The sequence below is a fragment of the Saprospira sp. CCB-QB6 genome, assembly GCF_028464065.1.
Classification (GTDB): Bacteria; Bacteroidota; Bacteroidia; order Chitinophagales; family Saprospiraceae; genus Saprospira.
Genome location: NZ_CP116808.1, coordinates 3,292,028 through 3,317,383 on the forward strand (window position 1 = coordinate 3,292,028; position 25,356 = coordinate 3,317,383).

20 protein-coding genes and 1 CRISPR repeat array are annotated in these 25,356 nt (G+C 46.1%); of the genes, 16 read left to right on the forward strand and 4 right to left on the reverse strand.

The window, feature by feature from the left end; all coding sequences use genetic code 11:
• Positions 1–126 precede the first annotated feature (126 nt).
• Entirely contained in the window at positions 127–4,395 is a 4,269-nt protein-coding gene (locus PPO43_RS12610; protein WP_272618310.1) for a PKD domain-containing protein, read from the reverse strand.
• 460 nt (positions 4,396–4,855) lie between these two features.
• Positions 4,856–6,262, reverse strand: coding sequence for an FAD-binding oxidoreductase (locus PPO43_RS12615; RefSeq protein WP_272618312.1), 1,407 nt, complete (start codon positions 6,260–6,262; stop codon positions 4,856–4,858).
• Positions 6,263–6,916: 654 nt separating this feature from the next.
• On the opposite strand from PPO43_RS12615, the gene argH reads away from it, so the two are divergent.
• The 16 genes from argH (at position 6,917) to PPO43_RS12695 (ending at position 23,541) form a co-directional block, all read left to right on the forward strand.
• The gene (argH, locus tag PPO43_RS12620) at positions 6,917–8,254 is read left to right on the forward strand and encodes an argininosuccinate lyase (RefSeq protein WP_272618314.1); all 1,338 of its coding nucleotides are present in this window, start codon (positions 6,917–6,919) and stop codon (positions 8,252–8,254) included.
• A gap of 71 nt (positions 8,255–8,325) precedes the next feature.
• The gene (locus tag PPO43_RS12625; RefSeq protein ID WP_272618316.1) at positions 8,326–9,288 is read left to right on the forward strand and encodes an amidohydrolase family protein; all 963 of its coding nucleotides are present in this window, start codon (positions 8,326–8,328) and stop codon (positions 9,286–9,288) included.
• 1,066 nt (positions 9,289–10,354) lie between these two features.
• Entirely contained in the window at positions 10,355–11,029 is a 675-nt protein-coding gene (cas6, locus tag PPO43_RS12630; RefSeq protein ID WP_272618318.1) for a CRISPR-associated endoribonuclease Cas6, read from the forward strand.
• 5 nt (positions 11,030–11,034) lie between these two features.
• On the forward strand, positions 11,035–11,370 hold the full coding sequence (locus PPO43_RS12635; protein ID WP_272618321.1) for a hypothetical protein: 336 nt from the start codon (positions 11,035–11,037) through the stop codon (positions 11,368–11,370).
• A complete protein-coding gene (locus tag PPO43_RS12640) occupies positions 11,318–12,163 on the forward strand; it encodes a hypothetical protein (protein ID WP_272618323.1) in 846 nt (281 codons plus the stop codon). The genes PPO43_RS12635 and PPO43_RS12640 overlap by 53 nt, the downstream gene beginning before the upstream one ends.
• A gap of 60 nt (positions 12,164–12,223) precedes the next feature.
• Complete coding sequence (locus tag PPO43_RS12645; protein WP_272618325.1) at positions 12,224–12,427, forward strand: CRISPR-associated endonuclease Cas2; 204 nt, start codon at positions 12,224–12,226, stop codon at positions 12,425–12,427.
• Between the two features lie 341 nt (positions 12,428–12,768).
• Positions 12,769–13,595: a CRISPR direct-repeat array (repeat unit 30 nt; unit sequence CCTTTAATTGCACCTTTACGGAATTGAAAC).
• Positions 13,596–14,033: 438 nt separating this feature from the next.
• Positions 14,034–14,471 carry a hypothetical protein gene (locus tag PPO43_RS12650; RefSeq protein WP_272618327.1) on the forward strand — a complete coding sequence of 146 codons (438 nt, stop codon included), beginning with the start codon at positions 14,034–14,036 and terminating at the stop codon, positions 14,469–14,471.
• A gap of 202 nt (positions 14,472–14,673) precedes the next feature.
• Positions 14,674–15,378: a ClpP family protease gene (locus tag PPO43_RS12655; RefSeq protein ID WP_272618329.1), complete on the forward strand. Its 705-nt coding sequence runs from the start codon at positions 14,674–14,676 to the stop codon at positions 15,376–15,378.
• A 112-nt stretch (positions 15,379–15,490) separates the two neighbouring features.
• Entirely contained in the window at positions 15,491–16,750 is a 1,260-nt protein-coding gene (gene clpX, locus PPO43_RS12660) for an ATP-dependent Clp protease ATP-binding subunit ClpX (RefSeq protein ID WP_272618331.1), read from the forward strand.
• 358 nt (positions 16,751–17,108) lie between these two features.
• On the forward strand, positions 17,109–18,641 hold the full coding sequence (gpmI, locus tag PPO43_RS12665) for a 2,3-bisphosphoglycerate-independent phosphoglycerate mutase (protein ID WP_272618333.1): 1,533 nt from the start codon (positions 17,109–17,111) through the stop codon (positions 18,639–18,641).
• A gap of 5 nt (positions 18,642–18,646) precedes the next feature.
• Positions 18,647–19,534: a cell division protein FtsX gene (locus PPO43_RS12670; protein WP_272618335.1), complete on the forward strand. Its 888-nt coding sequence runs from the start codon at positions 18,647–18,649 to the stop codon at positions 19,532–19,534.
• 4 nt (positions 19,535–19,538) lie between these two features.
• Positions 19,539–19,853: a DUF3098 domain-containing protein gene (locus tag PPO43_RS12675; RefSeq protein ID WP_272618337.1), complete on the forward strand. Its 315-nt coding sequence runs from the start codon at positions 19,539–19,541 to the stop codon at positions 19,851–19,853.
• A gap of 528 nt (positions 19,854–20,381) precedes the next feature.
• On the forward strand, positions 20,382–21,176 hold the full coding sequence (locus PPO43_RS12680) for an undecaprenyl-diphosphate phosphatase (RefSeq protein WP_272618339.1): 795 nt from the start codon (positions 20,382–20,384) through the stop codon (positions 21,174–21,176).
• A gap of 34 nt (positions 21,177–21,210) precedes the next feature.
• Positions 21,211–21,804: a hypothetical protein gene (locus PPO43_RS12685; protein ID WP_272618340.1), complete on the forward strand. Its 594-nt coding sequence runs from the start codon at positions 21,211–21,213 to the stop codon at positions 21,802–21,804.
• Between the two features lie 2 nt (positions 21,805–21,806).
• Positions 21,807–23,069 (forward strand): vWA domain-containing protein, encoded by a 1,263-nt coding sequence (locus PPO43_RS12690; RefSeq protein ID WP_272618341.1) that lies wholly within the window; start codon positions 21,807–21,809, stop codon positions 23,067–23,069.
• A 67-nt stretch (positions 23,070–23,136) separates the two neighbouring features.
• Positions 23,137–23,541, forward strand: a complete 405-nt coding sequence (locus tag PPO43_RS12695) for a hypothetical protein (protein WP_272618342.1) — start codon at positions 23,137–23,139, stop codon at positions 23,539–23,541.
• A gap of 10 nt (positions 23,542–23,551) precedes the next feature.
• Here the strand turns inward: PPO43_RS12695 and PPO43_RS12700 are convergent, their stop codons facing one another.
• Entirely contained in the window at positions 23,552–24,571 is a 1,020-nt protein-coding gene (locus tag PPO43_RS12700) for a hypothetical protein (protein WP_272618344.1), read from the reverse strand.
• Between the two features lie 63 nt (positions 24,572–24,634).
• Complete coding sequence (gene msrA / locus PPO43_RS12705; RefSeq protein ID WP_272618346.1) at positions 24,635–25,297, reverse strand: peptide-methionine (S)-S-oxide reductase MsrA; 663 nt, start codon at positions 25,295–25,297, stop codon at positions 24,635–24,637.
• Positions 25,298–25,356 lie beyond the last annotated feature (59 nt).

Genomic DNA, 25,356 nt, shown 5'->3' on the forward strand with positions numbered 1-25,356 from the left:
ATTGCGCAGCTCGCAGGCCTGCTCGGCCCTTCAGCCTTCGGCCTCGGTCTGCCGCCTTCGGCGGCCCTGCTTCAGCCCCTCAGCCTGCGGGCGCTTCGCGCCCTGTTCCATCCAAACCCCCAGCTTTTAGTAAATAATGGTGGCAAAACCCTTGAGCTCTTTCCTAAAGCCTCGGGCTCCCGAAATCTGGACCTGTACGACATAAACGCCCGCTTGGCATTTGCGCCCATTGTTGTGTATGCGCCCATTCCATTCGGCTCTGGGGTCTGCCGTCCGAAATACTTCCTCGCCCCAACGGTTGTAAATCCGCATATCAAATTGCTCGATAAAGTCTAAGTAACCCTCGCCCCGATAGCCATCGTTTTTGCCATCATTGTTGGGCGTAAAGGCATTGGGTAAGAAGTAAGTAATTTGTGGACTAATATCCACTACCGCCTGAGCCGTATCTGGACAACCATTGCGATGATAAACCACTTGCTGGACCAAATATAAGCCCGTATCTGCATAATTATGTATGGGGTTTTGCTGCAATACTTGCTGCCCATCGCCAAAGTCCCAAGACCAAAGATTAGCCCGCATCGACTGATCTGTAAATTGTATCTCTGGGTTCTGAAAGGAAATCTGTCCGCCATTTAATGCCGCAAACTCAAAGCCCGCAACGGGCTCTTCCAAGATGTCTATCTGGGCCGAAAAGCTGTCTATACAGCCCGCAGGAGAATTGACCCGCAAAGACAAAGGGTAACTGCCAAAATTGCTATAACTTAAATCAGGCTGAGCGGCATTGCTCTGGCGGCCATCGCCCAAATCCCAATTATAGGTATAGCCCTCAATAGGGTAGGGGTAGCCCTCAGGCATAGGCACTGTAGATGGGCCACAAAGTCGAAGCGGCCGCAAATCTACAGGAAAGATGGGCTGTGGCCGCCAATAGACACTATCTGTTGTTTGGTCCTGACAACCATTCTCGTCTTCTACTTCTAATTGGACAATATAATAACCTGTATCGGGGTAGTTGTAGAAATGGTCCACTAAAGGGTCCGTACTGCTATTGCCATCTCCAAAACTCCAAAAACTTTGGGTTAAGATGCCTTGATTACTAGGGACCGAGAGGTTGCGAAAACGCATAGCCCCAATTTCACAAGCATCATAACGACTATCAAAACGAGCCTCCGGCAAACCATTCGCCTGAATGGTATCATAGAAGGTTTGCTCACAACCCGAAGCCGTGCGGACTAATAAGCTGGCAATATACCGCCCTCCATTTTGATAGATATAACTGGTGTCAAAAGCCGTTGTGCTATTCCCATCGCCAAAGGACCAAAGGAAGCTATAACCCGGATAATCATTTAATATATTATTATCAAAGTTAATTGTTAAGGGCACGCAGGCCTCTGCCGAATGACTATTGACCGGGAATACAGGGGCAGGATAATAAGGCATGAGCTGTATACTCGTATCTCTACAAGCATTTACATCCTCTACGATCAATTGAATGTAATAGCTGTCTCTAGGTGGATAGTTAATAACAGTATCCTGATGAGTAGATAAAACAGCGGTTTCTCCATTGCCAAAGTCCCACTCCCAAAGGCGAAGGCTATCTCCCGCTAGGTTAGTCGTTGATTCTTGGCTAAAGAATACCCCCGTATATTCGCAAGAGTCAAAACTATAACTAAACTGAGCATTGGGGTTCTCATGCACTACAATTGTATCGTAAAAATCGCCGGTACAACCCGTAGGAGAAAGGATGTATAAATGGACCAAATACTCTCCAGGCTGTTGATAGAGGTAAGAGGGACTGGCTGCGGTATCTGTTCCCCCATCCCCAAAGTTCCATTGGGTGCTATACCCATTTATCGGATAGGAGTTATTGATGAAGTCTACATTTAAAGGCTCACAACCCACACTATCACTGACATCTACGGCCACAATGGGCGCAGGATGCCAAGCTACTGTTTGGACAATAGTATCTCGGCAGCTGTTGGTATCTTCTACAATGAGTTGGACCTCAAAATCGCCCGCCAAATTATATAAATGGCTGGTGTCTTGGGCCGATAAAATGTTCCCATCATCAAAGTCCCATTGCCAAAACTGTAGGGGCGTGCCCGAAGGGTTGGTCTGGGCCTGCTCATCAAAACTGACGGCCCCAATGACACAAGGATCAAAACTACTGCTAAACTGGGCCGTTGGTAGCTCAAAAATGTCTACAGTATCTAAAAAACTATCCGTGCAGCCTAAAGGCGAAGTAATTACTAGCTCTATCGGATAAACACCCGCCTGCGTATAAATATGGCTAGGGCTGGCCGCCGTATCCGAAGCCCCATCCCCAAAGTCCCAAATGGTACTATAGCCATTGATGGGATAAGAGTTATTTATGAAGCTAATGATAGAAGGCCGACAACCACTATTATCCGTTAAGGTTACATCAATAACGGGCTTGGGATACCATTGAATGCTATCCGAAATCGTATCTGTACAACCATTGATGTCTGTAACCGCTAGCTGAACAGGATAGGTCCCCGCCAAAGCATACAAATGACTACTATTTTGGGTCGTTTCTAGGGTTCCATCCATAAAGTCCCAACTCCAAGCAACAATGGCGTCGCCCTGGCTATTGGGGCTAGATAGATCAAAGAAATCGACGGCCTCATATTCACAACTATCATAGGTATAGCTATAAGCAGCGGTAGGCCCCTCATAAACTTCTATAAGTTGCGCTTGTAGGTCCTGACTGACACAGCCCCAAGGCGAAACATGGGTCAAACTAACATCATATTGGCCTGGATTGGGGTAGGCATGTCCCACTGTTGGACTAAGCGTAGAACTATCGCCATCCCCAAAGTCCCAAATGGTCTGATAAGCTGGCGTAAAGGGGTGAGAACTATGCGTAAAAGTTGCATAATGCGGCTCACAACCATTCGGGTCGTCTACAGTAAATTGAGGAATGGCCGGCGGGTACCAATCTACTGGAAATGCAATCTGTTCCTCGCATCCATTACTATCCGTAACCGTTAAATTGACCTGATATTGGCCCGCATTGGGAAATAGATGGTTGGGATTCTGCAAATTACTGCTCGTCCCATCCCCAAAATCCCAATCCCATTGGGCAATGCCCCCTGGCCCGCCAATGGTTGTCGAGTCGACAAACTGTAAAGGCGGAACGCTTGGGTTACAAGAGTCAATGACAACGGCCCAATTGGGGAAAATTGGCGGATAAACCTCTACGGTAATATAAGCCGTATCCGTACAACCTACTTGACCTGGGTTGGCCACCAACCAACCATTATAAACATCAGGACCAGGAAAAACAATAGTGGGACTTACCAAAGAAGAACTAGCCGCTGTCCCATTGTTAAGGTCAAAACGCCACTCATAAGAAGTGATTAGGGTCTGTGGGGTAGCTGTACTTTGATTGACAAACTGAAAAACATTATTGTCACATTGATTGACTAAAAAACCCTGCCCATCTGCAGTAACAGAATCGGCAAAAATAGCCGCATTGACATTAGAAAAACAGGGCGCGACATTAAATTGGAAGTCCCGCAAAGTAGTACTCAATAGGTTCCCATTTGCATCAAATTCTGAGACGCAAACCCCTACTACATATTGGCCCAATTGTGTGGGCGTCCCCGTAAGCAAGCCTGTATTAGGGTCAATACTCAATGCCGGGTTGGCCGGCATGGGATTACTAGCCGATAAGCCCGCAGAAAAAGGAACATTAACATAGGGCGGAGCTGCTGGGGGAACAGGCGCTGGATCTGCAGAAGAACCTCCAGTAGAAGGAGTGCAAAAGGAATAACGCAAAGTATGTCCGTTCTGATCTGTAGCCGAATGATCAAAAATTAGGGGTTGGTTGGCACAAATAACAATAGGCGGATAATTATTAAAAACAGGACTGCTATTGCAGGCCAACATAGCCGCTCCAGATAAGAAAACGCTATAAGTCGCTCCCACAGAACCCGGCTGTATCAAGTTATTGATGGTGTTGTTTCGACAACAACGCTGATAAGAAATATAGTAGCCCCCAGCATCATAAGGAAGGTTGAGTGTTGTGGTATAAACGCCCTCTTCTACAGCTACACTTCCTGGTGCAACAGACATACAAGGGTTGGTAAGGTCAATTGGAGCCGTGGTTATACTCGGGCTACTCAAACTGAGACTCTGATATAATAAGTTATTACTCCCCCTGAAAATACCAAGGCTAGCAGGATTATCAAAGCCCGCCTGGCCGTTAATCGCATCCCGATAAACCTTGAGGGTAATGCGAATGTTCATCATTTGGGTGCTGTTATTAAAGCCCAAACACTCATAACTAATGACCCCACCCACAATATGGGTGGCCTTGCTCAATGGGCCAAATAAGAGGAGAAAACAAAGGAGAAATAGAGGAGTAAATTTCATTGATTTTATTTTTTAGGCTGAACCCAAAAGATCGTTTTAATGGATTCAATAAATGGGGAGGAGTTTTGGGGCGGCCCCTTCGGCCCTAGGGGCCTTCGGGTCGGGCTGTGCGGGGGCTCGCTGCCCGCTCGGCCCATCGCTTTTTTTCGCTTTGCTCAAAAAAGCTCGGTCTGGCCTGCGGCCACCCCCTGCCATCCCTCAGCCGAGGCGCTCTGGGCGGAGATAGCTCTCTACAAGGGGGCAGGCCAGCTTGGCCGAAGCAGAGCGGGTCCATTTGGCCTAGCGATGTGCAGCAGTGGCCCGCAGGGCCAGACCGAGCCAGCGAAGCTGGCGAAGGGCCGAGCGAATAGCGAGCTGCGGAACGTAGCGCCGACGAGCGAAGCGAGGCGGAGGCCCCAAAACATCAGCAAACTTTGCTCCTTATATAGAGCAGATTATTTTGAGGGCTCAAGGCACTATTCTAAAGTACTTTATACGGATTGAGAATGCCTTTGGGGTCGAAACTCGCCTTAATATTTTTGAGTAGCTGCAGGGCGCTGGGCGCAAAAGCAATGTCCATATAAGGCCGCTGCACCAAACCGATGCCGTGCTCTCCAGAAATGGTGCCACCCAAACTAGTGGTCAGCTCAAAGATTTCTCGGATGCCTTTGGGCAGCTCATTTTGCCAAGCGTCTTCGCTCAATTGGCCCTTAATAATATTAACGTGTAAATTGCCATCGCCGGCATGGCCGTAGCAGATGGAGCTAAAGCCATATTTTGCGCCAATCTCTTTTACGCCACGCAAAAGTTGGGGCAATTTGGCCCGAGGGACCACCGTGTCTTCCTCCTTATATATAGAGTGACTTTTTACGGCCTGCCCAACATTGCGACGGCTTTGCCAAATTTGCCGCTGCTGCTCTTCATTGTCGGCAAAAAGCAGCTCTATGCAATCAAATTGGTCCAAGACCTCCTGTATTTTCTCGCAATCAGCATAAAGGGGGTCTAGATAATGTCCATCTACCTCAATAATGAGTTGGGCCGCCGTTTCTTCTGGAACGGGCAAGGGGCTGCCGCCCATGTACTCAATGGCCCGATCTATAGCCGCCCGCTCCATAAATTCTAGGGCCGAAGGGGTAATCCCCGCCCGAAAAATAGCGGAAACCGCTGCGCAAGCTCCTTCTGCTGAGCGAAATGGGGCCAACATCAACAAGCGTTTTGTGGGCAAGGGAATCAGGCGAAGCACCGCCCGCACCACAATGCCCAAACAACCCTCACTGCCTACGATTAACTGGGTCAAATTAAAACCCGTCGAGTTTTTGAGGGTGTTGGCTCCGGTCCAAATGACAGAACCATCGGCTAAGACAACTTGTAGATTGAGCACATAGTCCTTAACCACCCCATATTTTAGGGCGCGGGGGCCGCCCGCATTGGTCGCAATATTTCCTCCTATAAAGGACCAGCCTCTGCTGGCTGGATCGGGCGGATAATAGAGGCCTTTTTCGGCTAGGGTATTTTGTAGCTCTTCGGTAATGACGCCAGCCTCTACCGTAACTTGCAAATTCTCCTCGTCAATCTCTACAATCTGATTGAAGTTTTCCATGCTCAGCAAAAGGCCGCCAGCCACAGGCAGGGCGCCACCCGCTAGGCCAGTTCCAGCTCCTCTGGGCGTAATGGGAATCTCATTTTCCCAGCAATAACGCACAATAGCCTGTACTTCTTCGAGTCGGGCGGGTTTCAATAGGATTTCGGCCAGAAAACAAAGGTCTTCGGTATGATCCTGTCCATATTGGGCCAAGACTTCTTGGGCACTTGCTGCATTTTCGGGGGCCACAAACTGGGCTAAGGCCTCTTTTTCAGCCTCCGAAAGGATTCTTCTCTTGATGCTCATGTTTATACAGCTTTATATTATATGTATGATTAACGCAAAGAAAGAGATTATTGTTAAGTGGGTCAAGTTTAATCAACTTCCTAAGGCTTTGTTAAGAGTTTATCTGCTCTACTTATTTGGAATGTAGCCACGGAGGCTTACGGACATCTCGGATTAGCTCCGTGGCCGCCACGGAGGCTTACGGACATCTCGGATTAGCTCCGTGGCCACCACGGAGGTCTACGGACATCTCAGATTGGCTCCGTGGCCACCACGGAGGCTTACGGACATCTCAGATTGGCTCCGTGGCCACCACGGAGGTCTACGGACATCTCAGATTGGCTCCGTGGCCACCACGGAGGCTTACGGACATCTCGGATTGGCTCCGTGGCCACCACGGAGGCTTACGGACATCTCGGATTGGCTCCGTGGCCACCACGGAGGCTTACGGACATCTCAGATTAGCTCCGTGGTGGCCACGGAGCCAATCCATCCGAACAATAAGGTCCCGTGGCTCCTTGCACTAACCGATTAACGCCCAACTAACAAAGGCTTAACATTAAATTAGGCCTTCAGATTTTAGTCCTCCTTCTTAAGGGCTTAGCTTTGTGCCAATTTAGGACAAAGTAGGCAAGCAATAGCTTACTATTTAGAACAACAGATAATATCCCTCTTATGAAGCTTTGGCAGAAAGATGGCGTGGCGGTGTCTAAGGAAATTGAGCGTTTTACGATTGGCAAGGACCGAGAACTGGACCTCCTTTTGGCCAAACATGATGTTCGTGGAACATTAGCACATATTCAGATGCTGGAAAGCATCGATCTTCTAGGCAGCCAAGAGCTGCCTATTTTGCAGGCGGAACTCCGTAAAATACATGCAGAGATTGAGGCGGGGAATTTTGAGATTGAAGAGGGGATTGAGGATGTGCATTCTCAGGTAGAGCTTTTATTGAGTCGAAGATTGGGCGATTTGGGCAAGAAGATTCATTCGGGCCGTTCGCGCAATGACCAAGTGTTGTTGGATCTCAAGTTGTTCATTAGAGATGAGATTCAGAAATTGGTGGAACTCGTGGTTCCGCTTTTTCATACCTTATTACAGCAGAGTGAAAAATACAAAGAGGTCTTGTTGCCAGGCTATACGCATTATCAGGTAGCCATGCCTTCTTCTTTTGGGCTTTGGTTTGCGGCCTATGCGGAGAGTTTGGTCGATGATCTTTTAGTTTTACAGGCGGCCTTTAAGGTAGCAAATAAAAACCCTTTGGGATCAGCTGCGGGTTATGGTTCTTCTTTCCCTTTGAATCGTCAGATGACCACTGATTTGCTGGGTTTTGATAGTTTGAACTACAATGTGGTCTATGCCCAGATGGGGCGGGGCAAAACCGAGCGTTTGGTAGCCGAAGCTTTGGCCTCCATTGCGGGGACTTTAGCCAAGTTGGCGCAGGATGTTTGCCTTTATATTAGTCAGAACTTTGGCTTCATTAGCTTTCCGACTAGCCTGACCACAGGCTCGAGCATTATGCCGCACAAAAAGAATCCCGATGTCTTTGAGTTGATTCGGGCCAAGTGCAATAAAATCATGGCCTTGCCCAATGAGATCATGTTAATCACGGCCAATCTGGCTTCGGGCTATCATCGAGATCTACAAATCATCAAAGAGAGCTTCTTGCCGGTATTTGCAGAGATCAAAGATTGTGTAGCGATCACGGATTATAGTTTACAGCAGATAAAGGTCAAGCAAAACATTTTGGACCAAGAGAAGTATCGCTATCTCTTTTCAGTAGAAGTGGTCAATCAGATGGTTTTGGAGGGAATGACCTTCCGCGATGCCTATAAAAAGATTGGGGAAGATATTGAGGCGGGGCAATTTGAGCCGAGTCGAGATATTCAGCATCAGCATGAGGGCAGCATTGGTAATTTGTGTAATGATAAAATTGAGGCCTTGATGCAGTCTACGCTCAAGGGCTTTTCATTCGATAAAATTGAGGCGGCATTGGCGGCCTTACTTAGCGATTAACTTTATATGGAGTTGGCGGAAACGTCAGCTCCTTTTTTTTTGTCAAATTTCTTCAAATAACAGCAACAGTTATGAATCCTAAGCAACTGGTTCAGGAAAAAATCAAAACATTAGGCGGATGGGTAAACACGCATGCGCATCTCGATCGGGCCTATACCCTTACGCCCGATAATTTCCAGTACAGTTATTCTTATCTCAAAGAAAAATGGCATTTGGTCGATGAGATGAAGCAGGCCGCCACGGTAGATGATATTTACCGCAGAATGTCGCAGGCCGTAGAGCTTTTTATTGAGCAGGGCGCACAGGCCATCGGAACCTTTATTGATGTTGATGATAAGATTGAGGATAAGGCCATCAAGGCGGCCATGAAGATTAGAGAGAATTATAAAAACGACTTAGAGATTCGTTTTGCCAATCAGGTGCTCAAGGGCGTAATTGATCCCAAGGCGCGCAAATGGTTTGACATGTCGGTAGACTTTGTGGATATCATTGGCGGTTTGCCAGCCAAAGATGCGGGCAAAGAAGAGGAGCATTTAGATATTTTGTTGTCTACGGCCAAAGATAAGGGCAAACTCGTGCATGTGCATGTCGATCAGTTTAATACGGATGAAGAAAAGGAGACCGAACAGCTAGCGCATAAAACCATAGAGCATGGGATGCAGGGTAAGGTATCGGCCATCCATTGTATTTCCTTGGCGGCTCATCCACGTCAGTATCGGGAGCAGGTGTACGACTTGCTCAAGAAGGCGGAGGTACACATTATTTCTTGTCCCACGGCTTGGATTGACCACAATCGCACAGAGCGTTTGGCCCCCAGCCACAACTCCATCACCCCCGTAGACGAGATGGTTCCGGCGGGACTCAATGTTGCTTTTGGCACAGACAATATTTGCGATATCTACAAGCCTTTTTCTGATGGCGACCTTTGGACCGAAATGCGGGTCATGTTAGAGGCTTGTCACTTTTATAATGTAGAGGAGTTGGCCAAGATTGCCACCGTAAACGGCCTTAAAGCTTTAGGCATCGAGAACTAAAGACTAGTTATCTTCAGCCACCCAATTAGAAAAGCCGTCTCTGTTTAGGAGGCGGCTTTTGCTATTATTCTTGATCTTATTATTTTGGGGCCCGCGGCCGTCTCGGCTATCGCCTCGCTTCGCTCGTCGGCGCTACGTTCCGCAGCTCGCTATTCGCTCGGCCCTTCGCCAGCTTCGCTGGCTCGGTCTGGCCTGCGGCCACTGCTGCACATCGCTAGGCCAGCAGACTAAATCTGTCGACCTCGCCTAAAAAGAGGGAAGAGAGCGGGAATATATTATAGTTAAGTGCTAACTATTTGTTTTACAGTGGTTTGTAAATCTGTCGATCTCCAGGGGTTTTCCGCCTATTGGAGGTCGATAGATTTTGTCTGCTAAAAAAGAGCTGGAAAGGCCCATTTTTAGTAGGGATTTATTACCTTAGCCACGGCCTTTAATTGCACCTTTACGGAATTGAAACTAAAACAAAAAAAGCGGGTCGGCTTTGTATTCTTTACCTTTAATTGCACCTTTACGGAATTGAAACGCTGGCTGCTACGTAGGTTTATTGGCTGGTCCTTTTCCTTTAATTGCACCTTTGCAGAATTGAAAATGGAGACTTATCATCTTCAACTACAGCTTTACAGCATGAGAAAGCCCCAGAGCCATAGCGCTTTGGGGCTTTTTGTTGGTTTAAGGCAAGAGGGGGATTGGCCCAGCGCTGCGCAGCCGTGGCGCAAAGCGCCAGACCAAGGCGGCTTTGCCGCCGCAGGGCCGAGCAGCCCTGCGAGCGGCGCAGCATAGCGGCGGCCGACCGAGGCGAAGCCGAGTCGGCCGCGGGCCCCAAGAAAAAATAAAAAAGAATAATAATAAGTTGCAATTCAGTTATTGGATTATTATTATTGTTACACCTAATCTAAAAGACATAAAAATAAAATACAAAGCTTTTTGCCATACTATATTTGGTTTGTAGGCTTCGGTTTTTGAAAGAAAAACTGATTTTTTTTGTTTTTATGGTCAACTGTCTAGATAGAATGGATAGTAAGGCGCTAGATTTGGGCAATTCTTTAAACCAATAAAACAAGGATGTATGAGAATCTACTTGAGCTGTAGTGCGGCCAAACAAGCGGTTCCTTTTGGGCATTTGCCTGCTGTCGTTGGGGCTGTTCATAAATGGTTGGGCCCTAATAATGATTGGCATGGAGGGCAGGCTCTTTTTTCCTTTTCTAGTTTGGAAGGTGGGCGATTGAGTCGAGACAGAAAAAGCTTAGACTTTGGAAATGGGGCCAACTGGTTTATCTCTTTTTATGAGGAGGGACAGGCCGAACGCTTTATTGCGGGGGTGCAAGAGAATCAAGAGTTTATTAGTGGAATGCGGGTGCGGGAAATGAGCATGCAGCCTTGTCCAGACTTTGAGGATGGGACACATAAGTTTTGGATGGCGAGTCCCCTGTTATTGAAACAAGCTCGTCCTCAAGCCAAGGGCTATACTTTTTTAACCTATGAGCAGGAGGAGGCAGATGCGCTTTTGACAGAAAAGTTTCAGGCCAAGTTGGCTGCTTTGGGCTTGGCTGATCAGGAGGTAAAGCTCCGTTTTTTACGAGATCATGAACAGGCTAAAGTGCGCTTACTGAAGTATAAGGGCATAGCGAATAAGGGCAGTTTGTGTCCCGTAGAGATAAAAGGCTCGGCAGAAGCCCTGCGTTTGGCTTGGTTGACAGGCTTGGGGAATAGCACGGGAATTGGATTTGGCGCTTTAAAATAGGGGAGATGGTACAAGAAATAATTGAGTTTATGGATAAGCTGCCAGCGGCTATTTTGGCTAGAGGGCAGCGCTTGAGAGCGGGCATTCACTTTCTGATTAATATTGATGCCGAGCAGCAAATTTCTTTGGATTTAAAGGAGCACCAATGGCAATATATTCATGCTAAGGCCTCCTCTGCTGCTGAAGGCTGGGAGAAATTGGCCGAGCGACAGGAGCATGCTTGGATGGTAGATGCGAATAAGTGTATAGATAAAGCCTTAAAAGGTGTTAAGGGCTCTAAAGACTGTTTTGGGCCCCAGAAGAAAGGCGATTATTCACTATTTAAAAAATCCAGATTATAGAAATCAACGGATTTTAGTGGTCAGTACTCAAGTTGTAGAGGCGGGAGTAGATATCGATATGGATATTGGTTTCAAAAATCAGTCGCTGCTAGATAGTGACGAGCAATTGGCGGGAAGGATCAACCGCAACTTAAAAAAGGAAGGCGCCGAACTCTACTTGTTTAAGCATAATGAGCCCAGGCTGCTTTATGCTAGTGATTTGCGCTACAAAATGACTAAGGATCTTGCCCAAGAGGATTATCGTCGAATACTAGAGCAAAAGGATTTTGATTTTTTGTATCAAAAGGTTCTGCTTGCTTTGAATGAGTGGAATAAGGGGCTGCTAAATAAAAATCTAGCGAGTTATTTGCTCCATTTACAGCATTTGGACTATCAGAAGGCGCAAGAAGATTTTCAGTTGATTAGCCAGAAGAATATTAGTGTTTATGTTCCTTTGGTCCTGCCATTTAATGATTTGGGACAAGCAAATTTTAGTGCAGATCAACTATTGTTTTTAGAGCGCTTTTGTCCGGCAGCTATCGGTCCAGAAGGAGTAGATGCGGCTGAAGTATTTGCTGTTTATTTGGCATTGATATTAAATCCAGGAGAGCAGTATATACAGCAGCAAATTTTGCTCAAGCAATTGCAGGCCATTATGGCCAAATTTGTTTTCTCTGTATTTGATAGTCCTGCTTTGAGAAGGCAGTTAGCGCCTTTTATTGATCCAGAAAAATCGGAATACGGTTATCTCTATTTATTGAATTGGGAGAGTCTGTATAGTGTAGAAGATGGCTTAAATGAGCAGCAGTTTTAGGCTAGTGAACAGCAATTTTTATGAGCAAGAAAAAAATAGCCCCCTTTTTATATCAATCTTATGTGGTTTGTCCTAGGCAGGCTTGGTTACATGCTAAAGGGGGGCAGATGGAGCATAATTCGGCTTAAGCAGTTGTTGGCCGAGGCCAAGGAAATAATGGATGAAGATTATGATAGCCTCATTATTTTCAAGAGCCGTTCTGATCGATGGGTAGAAAAAGAGGTCATTGGTCGGGAACAGAATGATTTGGATTGTTTTCTTTAGGGGCCCGCGGCCAGCTCGGCTTCGCCTCGGTTGGCCGCCGCTATGCTGCGGGGCTCACAGGGCTGTTCGGCCCTGCAGCCGCCAAAGGCGGCTTTGGTCTGGCGCTTCGCGCCACCCCTGCGCAGCGCTGGGCCAGTAGACTAAATCTGTCGACCTCGCCTAAAAAGAGGGAAGAGAGCGGGAATATATTATAATAAATTGATAACTACTTGTTTTATAGTGGTTTGTAAATATGTCGATCCCCAGGGGTTTTCCGCCTATTGGAGGTCGACAGATTTTGTCTGCTAAAAAAGAGCTGGAAAGGCCCATTTTTAGTAGGGATTTATTACTTTAGCCCACGGCCTTTAATTGCACCTTTACGGAATTGAAACTGACCACCTATCTTAGCCATTTTTAATGTAGGCAGACCTTTAATTGCACCTTTACGGAATTGAAACTATTCGCCTGTGGTTACATTAACTAAGGTTGGTAAGTCCTTTAATTGCACCTTTACGGAATTGAAACACAACCTTTAACAGTTGTTCACGGCAATATGTTGGACCTTTAATTGCACCTTTACGGAATTGAAACATACGGAAACTTGAGAGGCGGCGACTACTCAAGTGTCCTTTAATTGCACCTTTGCGGAATTGAAACTTATAGGCCAAAAGGCCGACCGCAGCCACAATGCCAGCCTTTAATTGCACCTTTATGGAATTGAAACATGTGGATTGGCACACGGAATCCGTTTCGCTTTCGACCTTTAATTGCACCTTTGCGGAATTGAAACTTTGCTTACCGACATTGATGCCGCCTAGCAACTGGAACCTTTAATTGCACCTTTACGGAATTGAAACTGGTCTGGCTCCATTGGTACGCCGTACTCGTCACGTTCCTTTAATTGCACCTTTACGGAATTGAAACGTGGGTGCCGCTGCCGTCCATCTGTATTTCGATGCCCTTTAATTGCACCTTTACGGAATTGAAACGTTTTGCCGCTTACCGTTTCGGCCACTCCGATAGTTCCTTTAATTGCACCTTTACGGAATTGAAACATTTTTGGGCAAAAGCAATTCTTTGATGCGAGCCAAACCTTTAATTGCACCTTTACGGAATTGAAACACAAAAAAACGGGCAAAAACTGATACTAGAATAAGTACCTTTAATTGCACCTTTACAGGATTAAATTTTTGGGAGTTTCAGGGGCAGGTGGTTTTCTGCTATGGGCTGGTTGTAGTCTGAGCAAAGAGCGGGCTAAAGCACTTCTTTGCTATAAATGATATGGGCCGATGGTTTCAACCTTCGGCTCATTTTTATTGCGTTTAGTATGGCCTCTTTTGTTGCTGTGGGTTTCAACCCACAGGTATATATATTCATCCTACAGGCCCGAAGGGCCGCTGGCTGAGGGATGGAAAGCAGGGCGGCGCAGCCGCAGACCCAGCAAAAAAGCGAAGCTTTTTTTGCGCAGGGCCGAGCAGACCTGCGAGCTGCGACACAGCCCGACCCGCCCGCAGGGCGGGGCAGCCCCAAAAAAATGAACAAACTGCCTTTGTAACTTTTCTTTGTGCAAACATTAACTAAGACAAGCAATCAATTCATGATTGTAAGTTAGTTAACCACCTTTTGTATGAAGTACTTAGTTTTCATTTTGAGTGTATGCTGGTCTTCTAGCTGTTTTTCTCAAGAAATTGATCTTCGGGAAATCGTAACCAAATTGTTAGAACATAAGGAGGTTCAAGCGTATTTGAAAATTAATGAATCCCCAACCATACCTATACGGATATTTGATATGTCAGATGTTTTAGCTGACACGACTATTTTCATTCAAAAAAAAGTGGTTATTGTAACAGCTAAACCAAATGGGTTGATTAACCTGAATATGGGATATTTTAAAGAAGTATTTTTATCAGCTAAGTTTGAAGAAATAGATGAAAATATAAGCCTTATGGAAGGGACATTTATTAGCTATGGCTGCCAACCTCTGAGCCTGAAATCTTTTTCCATAGTTTATAAAGAGAGGAGTTCAGAGATTGAGCTTGAGTGTTGTGGAGATGCAAGTTGGTAGTCTAGATGAAAGTAACTAGGCCAAAAAAATAAGCCTCACTGCCTAGTTTTTGCCCTTCTTCCTAGCAAAACTGACGATTTGTCAGAAAAAAAGCCTTGGCACAACTTTAATGTTGCAAGATTGTATATAAAAATGTAGTTTAAGCGCCTAAAAGGGCTAAACCGCAACCCCATACAAATCCTTCAGTAAAAAATCGCTTTTTATGTTTGATCAAAATGAATTTAAGAAGTACGCTGTCAAGCATCTTAATATGGACAGCCTACACCTAGAACAATACGCACAGCAATCTACTCGCGGCATGATGCCTCGCATCCCTCAAATTGGCAACTTTACGCCCAATGTGATTGAGGAGCGCCAAATGAATGTAGCTGCTGTAGACGTTTTCTCTCGCCTGATGATGGACCGCATTATCTTTCTTGGGGTGGGCATCAACGATTATGTAGCCAATGTGGTGCAAGCGCAGTTGCTTTTCTTGGAGTCTACCGACCCCAAAAGAGATGTGCAGATTTTTGTCAATAGCCCCGGTGGTTCTGTAATTGCAGGTCTAGGGATTTATGACACTATGCAGTATATCGCTCCCGATGTAGCCACAATTTGTACTGGTTTGGCGGCCTCTATGGGCGCTGTACTTTTGGCTGCTGGAGAAAAAGGAAAACGTAGCTGTTTGCCTCACTCTAGAGTGATGATTCACCAGCCTTTGGGCGGTATGCAAGGCCAAGTTTCTGATATGGAAATCTCTTACAAATTGATCAAAGAGTTGCAAAAAGAACTCTATGATATTTTGGCTAGCCATACTGGCCAACCTTATGATATTATTGAAAAAGACTGTGACCGTGACAACTGGATGCGCGCCAATGCCGCTAAAGAATACGGTCTAGTGGATGAAGTACTCAGCCGCCAAAAATAAGGGCTAATCAACTGCCCAATCGTTCAGCCCCTTGATGCCCTAGGCCTCAAGGGCTGAACCTTTTTAAGTGAGTGCCTAGCCAACAGGCAGGCTAAATAATGAACCAACAAGAATGTCTAAAAAACAAAAAGAACCCCACTGCTCTTTTTGCCAACGCCCCAAGTCTGAGGCCCAAATGCTGATCGCTGGCATCGAAGGCTATATCTGTGAGTTTTGTGTAGAGCAAGCCCATGCCATCATTAGCGAAGAACTGTTGCAGCCCGAAGGCGAGGCGTTTGATGCAGAAGCCCTGCCCGAACTGGTCCGCCCAATGGAGATTAAGGCGCATCTAGACCAATACGTGATTGGCCAAGAACAAAGTAAAAAGATTCTGGCCGTTGCCGTTTATAACCACTATAAGCGCATCCGCGAAGAAGCTAAACACCAAAAGAAAATCCAAGAAGAGGAGATCGTAGAGGTCGAAAAATCAAATGTGATTATGGTTGGCCGCACCGGAACGGGAAAAACCCTGCTGGCTAAAACGATCGCCAAAATGCTTAATGTCCCCTTCACTATCGTCGATGCTACTGTTTTCACTCAAGCTGGCTATGTAGGCGAAGATGTGGAAAGTATGCTGACCCGCCTCTTGCAAGCTTGCGACTATGATGTGGCCGCCGCCGAAAGAGGAATCGTCTATATCGACGAAATTGATAAAATTGCCCGCAAAGGCGATAACCCTTCTATCACCAGAGATGTTTCTGGCGAAGGCGTGCAGCAATCACTGCTCAAAATGCTCGAAGGTACCGATGTTTTGGTTCCCCCTCAAGGTGGCCGCAAACATCCTGAACAAAAAATGGTGAAACTCAATACCAAAAATATTCTCTTTATCTGTGGCGGCGCCTTTGCCGGCGTAGAAAAAAATATCGCCCGCAGAATCAATAGCCAAGTGATTGGCTTTGCCAAGGAAGAGGAGGAAAGAGTGGACCGCGAAGATTTGTTGCAGTACGTTAGCCATCATGACCTCAAGTCTTTTGGCCTCATTCCCGAACTACTCGGCCGAATGCCCGTTCTCACTTATCTCAACCCCCTCGATCGCGCTACTTTACGCTCTATTCTCACAGAGCCCAAAAATGCCCTGATCAGACAATATAAACGCCTATTCGAACTGGAAGGCATCCGCTTTGAAGTGGAGGAAGCTGCCCTAGATTTTATCGTGGACAAAACCCTCGATTACAATCTGGGCGCCCGTGGCCTCCGCTCTATCTGCGAAGCTATTATGACCGACGCCATGTTCGAATTGCCCTCGCAAGAGGTGGATGAGTTTATCCTTACGCTCGATTATGCCAAGGAAAAACTCAGCAAACGCAAGCTAGCTAGTATGAGCGCCGCCTAATTCTAGCCGCCGCTAAATAATTTAGAGATGAGTTTCTTCCTGTAGAGGCTCATCTCTTTTTTTACTATTTTTTGGGGCCTCCCGCCTTCGGCGGGCGGTTACTCCCTTTGGTCGTCGAACTGCGAACTAAAGTTCTTGTTGTCGTTCGGCAGCTCGCTATTCGCTCGGCCCTGCGCAAAAACAAGCTTCGCTTTTTTGCTGGGTCTGCGGCTGCGCCGCACTGCTTTCCATCCCTAGGCCAGTCGCTTCGCTCCTATGCGGGCCTTCGGCCCTGCTAAACGCAAAAGATAGGGCCAGTTAAATGAGTTCAAGAACTTCTTTATTATCTTTAAGCCTCCTCATTACTTAATTTCGTTTTATGTCTACTTTTCAACGTTTTGCCTTAGTTATTTTAGACGGTTGGGGCTTAGGTCCAGACCCGCAACGCAGCGCCTTGGCCCAAGCGAATACGCCTTTCATTAATAGCTTGTTGCGCAATTATCCCAATAGCCAATTGACTACTTTTGGCCAGGCTGTTGGCTTGCCCGAAGGCCAAATGGGCAATTCAGAAGTGGGACATATTCACTTGGGCGCAGGCCGTGTGGTTTATCAAGAACTCACAAGAATCAATAAAGAAATTGTAGATGGCCATTTCTTTGAGCAAAAACAACTCAAAGCTGCCATGCAAGCTAGCAAAGCCTCTAAATTGCATTTAGTGGGCCTCCTTTCGGATGGTGGCGTGCATGCGCATATCGATCACCTCAAAGCGCTCTCCCAAATGGCCAAGGAAGAAGGACTCGAAAAGGTCTATATTCACGCGATTACCGATGGCCGAGATACCGCTCCCGATGGTGGCAAACAATATATCCAAGATTTAGAAGAGAGCATTGCCCAACACCCTAGCCAAATTGCTTCTGTTATTGGCCGCTATTATGCTATGGATCGAGATCAGCGCTGGGAACGGACCAAAAAGGCTTATGCCCTCTGGACCCAAGGCCAAGGTCAGGGAGTCCGTTCCGCTCAAGAAGCCATTGAAAAGAGTTATGCCGCTGGCCAAAGCGATGAGTTTGTCGAAGCTTATTATATGCAAGATGAACAAGGCCAACCCTTAGCCCAAATTGAAGAGGGAGATGTAGTTATTTTCTATAATTTCCGCACCGACCGCCCCCGCCAAATTTGCCGCGCCTTGGTAGAAGAGGCCTTTCCAAATGAAGGAATGCAGCCCCTAGATATTAGTCTGTATACCATGACACGCTATGACGAAAGTTTTCAGCATACTCAAGTCATTTATGAAAAGCAAGATCTTAGTCAAACCTTAGGCGAATGCCTAGCCCAAGCTGGCAAAAGCCAAATCCGCATTGCCGAAACCGAAAAGTATCCGCATGTCACTTTCTTTTTTAATGGGGGGCGAGAAGAACCCTATCCCAAAGAAAGACGGATTATTATCCCTTCGCCTAAAGTGGCTACCTACGATTTGCAGCCAGAAATGAGTGCTTATCCACTCACGCATCGCATTATTGAGGAGCTAAAAGACCAAGAACCCGATTTCCTTTGTCTCAATTATGCCAATGCTGATATGGTAGGCCATACTGGCGTTTTTGACGCCGCTATTAAAGCCGCCGAAGCCGTAGATGAATGTCTACAAAAGTTGGTGCACCAGCTCATCCAACAAAATTACGGGATGATTATTCTGGCTGATCATGGGAATTCTGATTACATGATTAACGATGACGGCAGCCCACATACGGCCCATACCACTAATCCTGTCCCCTGTATTTTTGTGGCCAAGGATGTCGATAACTACCAAATCAAAGATGGAAGCTTGGCCGATATTGCCCCCACTATTTTACAGGCAATGAACTTGCCCGTTCCCGAGCTCATGCAGGGCCAAAACTTGTTGAAAAACGATTAGAAGAAATGCCTTTAGCTGCCGCCAAAAAAGAACAAAGTTTATATCCCCAAAAGGGCCGCCACAATAGCTACGCCTTTTTGGCCCTTAGTCTGCTACTCTATTTGTTGGGGGGGCTGCTTTTGCTATCTACCTATGGCCAATCGAGTCTCAAACAACTGCGTGAAAGCATTCCCTTTTATATAGAGTTGGCCGATGGAGCTAATGAAGCTGAGGTTTTCCGCTTCCAAAAGGAGCTAGCCAGTCAAGATTACCTCAAAGAAGGGAGTCTACAATATATTTCTAAAGAAGAAGCCTTAGAAGAGATGTTGGCCGATGGCAACCTCAAAGAGGAAGATATTTTGGTCCTTGGCGAAAACCTTTTGCCCAATGCCATCAGCTTTCAAATGAAGAGCGAAGCTTTGGGCCAATATGCCCAACAGCTAGAAGCCTTGGAAAAAGAAGACTTTGTGGTAGAGGTGAGCTACGCTCAAACGCCTTTGTTGGGCGGAGATGACTGGCTGAGCCGCTTGAGTTGGCTGAGTGGCATTTTTGTTCTTTTTTTCATTTTGCTGGCCCTAACGCTTTTGCGACATCATCTGCGTTTGCAGTTGCTCAGCAATAGAGAACAAATTGAATTGCTGCAAATTGTTGGAGCCAATCCCGACTTTTTGCGCCGTCCTTTTTTGCAAAAAAGTATTTATAATGGCTTATATTGCGGGGCCTTGGCCAGCCTTGCCCTCTTATTGAGCATTTGGGCCTTGGGATTTTGGCCCTACCTCAGTTTTAGCGCCTTGTTGACCAATAGCTGCTTGCTTTTGGTCTTTGGGCTGAGCATTTCTTGGCTAAGCAATTGGTATAGCTTAAAAAAATATTTGGCCCAACCACTTTCGTATTGGAGTCAAGAACAAAAATAATAGCATGAGTAGAAGAACTAGAAAAGAGCAGCCCGAGCTGCTATACGGCAAAAAGCATTATGTAATTATGGGCGCGGCCGTTTTGTTGGTCATCATCGGCTTTTTCCTAATGTCTGGGGGAGGAATGGAAGACCCCAATGTTTGGAAACCTGAAGAAATTTATAGCTTCCGTCGGATTACCTTGGCCCCTTTTGTGGTCCTTTTAGGCCTAGGCGTATTTGCTTATGCCCTCTTTTTCCAAACGCCAGAAGATAAGGAAGCAGAAAGCGCTTATCAAGAAAAAAATCAGCCTCAAGAAGAAGCGCCTGAAACGATTTAATTTTCGTTCATTTTTTTTGAGTTTAAGAATTTGGGGCCCGCGGCCGGCTAGGCTTTGCCTAGCTCGGCCGCCGCTATGCTGCGGGGCTCACAGGTCTGTTCGGCCCTTCAGCCGCCTATGGCGGCTTCGGTCTGGCCTTCGGCCACCCCTTCGCAGCGCTGGGCCGCTCAACTGTCTTTTCTCTTTTGGCCCTTTTCTTCGGCGGCAGGGCTTTTCCCTTTAAGCGGTATTCGTCGCTGCGCTCCTCATGCGTAGATAGTTCCCGCCCACCCACCCCTCTACGGGATTCCTTAAGGAATCCCTTCGGGGCGCTTGGGCATTTTCTGCTCCTAGAGGCCCGAAGGGCCCTCGGCTGAGGGATGGAAAGCAGGGCGGCGCAGCCGCAGACCCAGCAAAAAAGCGAAGCTTTTTTTGCGCAGGGCCGAGCGAACAGCGAGCTGCGACACAGCCCGACCCGACCAAAGGGAGGGGCAGCCCCAAAACAAATATAAAAACAGATCCGCAGCAGACAAAGCGGCAAAAAAAGTCATGGAAAACTACATTTACAATATCATTTTAGGGATTGTTCAGGGATTGACAGAATACCTACCCGTGAGTAGTAGCGGCCATATTGAATTGGCCAAATATTTTTTGGGGTATACACCTAAAGATAGCCTAACCTTGTCGGTAGTATTGCATGTGGCCACCGTCATTAGTACTTTGATTGTGCTTTGGAAAGAAGTGGCGAGAGTACTCAAGGGGTTGTTTCAGTTTGCTTGGAATGAGGAGCTGCGGTTTTCGCTCAAAGTGGTTATTTCTATGCTGCCAGCGGCTTTAATCGGGTTGTTATTTGATGAGCAAATCGAGCAACTTTTTGAGGGGCAGATTATTTTGGTGGGTTTCATGCTTTGGCTAACGGGAGCTTTACTCTTTTTGGCTGATCGGGCAAAAATGACCAATAAAAAAGTGAGTTATTGGGATGCCTTTTTGATTGGTTTATCGCAGGCGGTGGCGCTATTGCCTGGGGTATCGCGTTCGGGTTCTACGATTTCGACTTCTGTATTGCTCAAAATTGATAAAGAAGAAGCGGCTCGTTTTTCCTTCCTCATGGTCATTCCCTTGATTTTGGGTAAGCTGGCTAAAGATTTGCTTAGTGGAGATTTGGAGTTGAATTCTGCGGAGAGTTTGCCCTTATTGGCGGGCTTTTTTGCGGCTTTAATCGTGGGTGTTTTTGCTTGTAGCTGGATGCTCAATTTGGTTAAAAAAGGGAAGTTGCTCTATTTTTCTATTTATTGCTTTGTAGTGGGGGGGCTGGCTATAGCCGCCAAGCTCTTGATGGGCTAGTTGGACCAAAACAAAGCGAAGATGAGGTTTGCTTATGTCCACAAAGATATTGATATCCATTGCGTTATTTTTTTCGACCAACCTATTATGGGGGCAAGATGGGCCAAAATTTTGGTTACCCAATGGTTCGTTTGAGGGGGCGCCCAGAGATGCGCTCAATCCGGAGGGTTGGGAAAGCAGCAGTTATAATTCTACTCCAGATATTTTGCCTGGTCCTTGGGGCGTTTATCAGCGGCCAACGGATGGGAATACTTTCATGGGGCTTATTTGTCGAGAAGACGGCACTTTTGAGTCGGTAGCGGCCAAGTTGCCCAAGGCCTTAAAGAAGGATAAATGTTATAAATTCGAGTTAGATCTTTCTCGTTCGCAGGCTTATGCGGGCTATACGGGAGCGGCTTGTTTTCGTTTGTGGGGGGCTCAAAATGCAGAAGAGCCCATGCAGCTTTTGGCCGTTTCGGAGCCAATTACGCATTATGAGTGGAAAACATATCAGTTTAACTTCATCACTAAGGCCAAATATTCCTATATTATCATAGAATGTTATTACAAAACGCCTAGTTTGTTACCTTATCGGGGTAATCTATTGCTAGATCGCTTTTTGTATTTTGACTACTGTGAACGCGCCTAATTATGTCCCAAAAAATACTTGATGAGCTCGCTAAAACGAGCATTCAACTTATGTTAAAAGAGGCCTTTTATGGCCATTTTTTTTCTTCTTTGCTTAGAGATGTGAGCGAAGACACCCAGAGCATGGCTTTGCGTTTGGGGGGCAATCAGATGCTCAAGCTTTTGGTTCATCCAACCTATTGGGAAGAGCAGTTAAAAGGGGCGACGCCCAAGCAGACTTCGGCCTTGCGTTATGGGGCAATCAAGCATCAGATTCTGCATATTGTATTTAAGCATATTTTGCGGGCCAAGGACTTTGGCAACAAGCAGTTATATGGTATTGCTGCTGATTTGGCCGTCAATCAATACATAGATTCGGACCAATTGGAAGAAGAAGCTATACGCTTAGAAGACTTCCCAGATTTTTCTCTAGAGCGTGGTCAAAGTTTAGATTACTATTACAAACGGCTATCTGACGAGCTAGAAGAGATGATGAATGGGGGCGGCGGAGAAAATGAAAATGATGAATTTAATTCGGCCCAACAGAAGCTACAAGCGTTGTTAGAAGAAGAGCATCCTCATTTGGAGCAACACGCTTTTTGGGATGATATTCAGCAACAGAGCCCTTCAGAGCAAAAAATTATTGAGGCTTTTGTCAATGATGCGATTCAAAATAGCTTAGAGCGCTTAAAGACGAGAAATTATACAAATTTGCCAGCCCAATTGCAGGAGTATTTGGACCAATTGATGAAGAGTTTGCAACCTGCAATCAATTGGCGGAGAACCTTGCGGCTCTTTGCGGCCAGTAGTAGCCGAACCCGCATCAGAAATACGATCAAAAAGCCTTCAAAGCGTTATGGGACTAGCCCTGGAATTAAAATCCAACGCAAACAAAAAATTGGCGTAGCCTTAGATAGTTCGGGCTCTGTAAATCAGGAAGAGCTACAACTATTTTTTAGTGAGCTCTATCATATTTGGAAACAAGGGGCCGAAATTATGGTAGTAGAATGTGATGTTGATATTCAGCGGAGCTACCCCTATAAAGGCAAAACTCCAGAGCTTATACATGGCCGTGGCGGCACTCGTTTTGACGCTCCCATCAAATGGGCCAATGAAGAATATCGCCCAGATGCCTTAATTTATTTTACGGATGGTTTTGCACCTAGTCCCGAACTCCGCTGCCGAGTTCCGCTCCTTTGGATGATTACGCCTAACGGTTTAGCAAGTGAAAACTGGGAGGCTTTGCCTGGCCGAAAAGTTAAAATGCAAAGCAAAGGCAGTCTCTAATTTTTTTTGTATCATTGAGCAGATAGGCCCAAAATAGGTCTATCATTATACACCCAATTTAGATCCTATGAAACAAATTTACCTTTTGTGTTTTAGCTTGCTCCTAATGGCTTGCCAAGGCGATGCCCCCAAAGAAGAAACAGCAGCTTTAACCACAACTAAACTTACTGGCGAATGGCTCTGCGTAGCGGGAAGCATTGATGGCAATAGCGAAGATGTACTTTTTGTAGAAGATTCTACAAAGCAACAGGCAGGCGCCCGACTTAAGTTTTTGGCTGAAGAACAACTCGATTTTGCCCTTTTTGAGCAGTTTGGACTCAATAATCCTCAAGCCTACAAAATTGAAGATAAACAATTGGTTATTGGAGGCGGAGAACTTAAAATCGATGTGCTAGAAGCCAAAGACAATGAACTGAAGCTGAAAATTCTCTTTCAAGAAAGAGATATTCGTATGCAGCTAAAAAAACAATAAAGGCGTGGGCCTAACGGCACCAATCATAGAAAAAGTCTTTATATCGAATGCAAAGGGAGTCCGGAAAGGGCTCCTTTTCTCTTTGTGCCCGATAGGCCGCATCTAGCTTGATCGTAATATGATAAACCTCTAAAGAATTGATGCCTTCAAGCTCATAAAAACTATCCAGTCGGTGGACCAAACTATCAATGTCATGATGAAAAGGACTCTCCTTGATTTCTTCTTCGGTCAGTCCCTCTGCTAAAATATCCTGACTTTGGCCCGAGGGCATGATTAACATAAATCCACCAATTCCTACCGCCACGACAATCAACCCAATTACTCTTTGCTCGGCTACCAAACCCGCAGCCAAACCACCTAAAACACAAAGTAATAAAACAACCGAGATGACTTTGCGTGTAGTGGGGTGCATACTCCCTTGTCCTGTTCCCGCTTCTGGCTCCTCAAAGACAAAACCAATAACGGGAAGCGCTCGCAAAGTTTCCATCTCAAATTGTTTGGTAATAAAGGTTTCATCAGCTTTTTTGCCCTGAGTGACCACAAAAACAACAATGATAATCGGAATGAGAATTAAGCGCGGTATCCGCCCCTTATTGGTCCGAAACCAAATTAAACTAAAGGGAATCAAAATCCACAAAATCCGAATAATAGAATGCAAGCTATAAGAAGTGTCCGCCCCATTTAAATCGGCACTATTAAACATACAACGAAGCAACCACCAATAAGAAGAGGCCGTTAAGCCAATCCAGTTGCCCAAAAAACTAATACTCACTAAGGGCACCTGAAAGATCAAGGCCACCACATTCACAAAAATAAATAGAGCCGTGGGCACCACAATAAACCAAATGAAAGAGCCGACAATCCCCCGCGTAATCGCAATGGCACGGTCTACCCCTCTCACCTCTAAGTAGTTGTTTAGACGAGAGATCAAAAAGAGTAAGACGATCAAGGCCACAAACAATCCCATCAAAAGAACAGGAGAGGTCAATAGCTGCTGAACGAGATCTAACCAAGATTTTAATAGTAACATGGGCACTGCTTTGCCCTAAAAGTACAAAAAAAAAGAGGCGATAGGCCTCTTTTCTTCGCTGAACTACTTCTTCAACTCCTCTTTCAATTTCTCCTTGTAGTTTTTTCTAAACTTATTCACCTTCGGACTGATCACCGCCGAGCAATAAGGATTCTTATCCCCATTCAAATTATAATAATCCTGATGATAATCCTCTGCCGCATAAAAACGATCAAAAGGCACAATTTCCGTAACAATAGGGTCCTCAAAGGCCGAGGCCATTTTCGCTTTTACCGCTTCGGCAACTTTCTTTTGCTCCTCCGAATGATAAAAAATGGCCGAGCGATATTGCGTTCCCACATCATTCCCCTGCCGATTGAGCGTCGTCGGATTATGCGTAAAGAAAAAGACTTCCAATAAGTCCGCAAAAGCCAATACCTCTGGGTCAAAAGTAATTTGTACCACCTCGGCATGCCCCGTTTCCCCCGTACAAACTGCCTTATAAGTCGGGTTTTCAACCTGCCCACCAGCATAGCCCGAAACTACTTTTTCTACCCCTTTTAGGTCCTGAAAAATAGCTTCTACACACCAAAAACAACCCGCGCCCAAAGTCGCTACTGCTAATCCTTCCATAGATTCTACCGTTTTGTCGCTTGCGCCAACCACCGCTTGGCTGTTGGCTGGTCCACAAGCGTATTGACATAAAATTAGTACACTAACAGCCAATGAAAATAATGGTTTCCACATAGTTCTTTTCTTTTTAAACGAGATATTTTATCCTCTGGATGTTTATTTGGGGCTGCCCC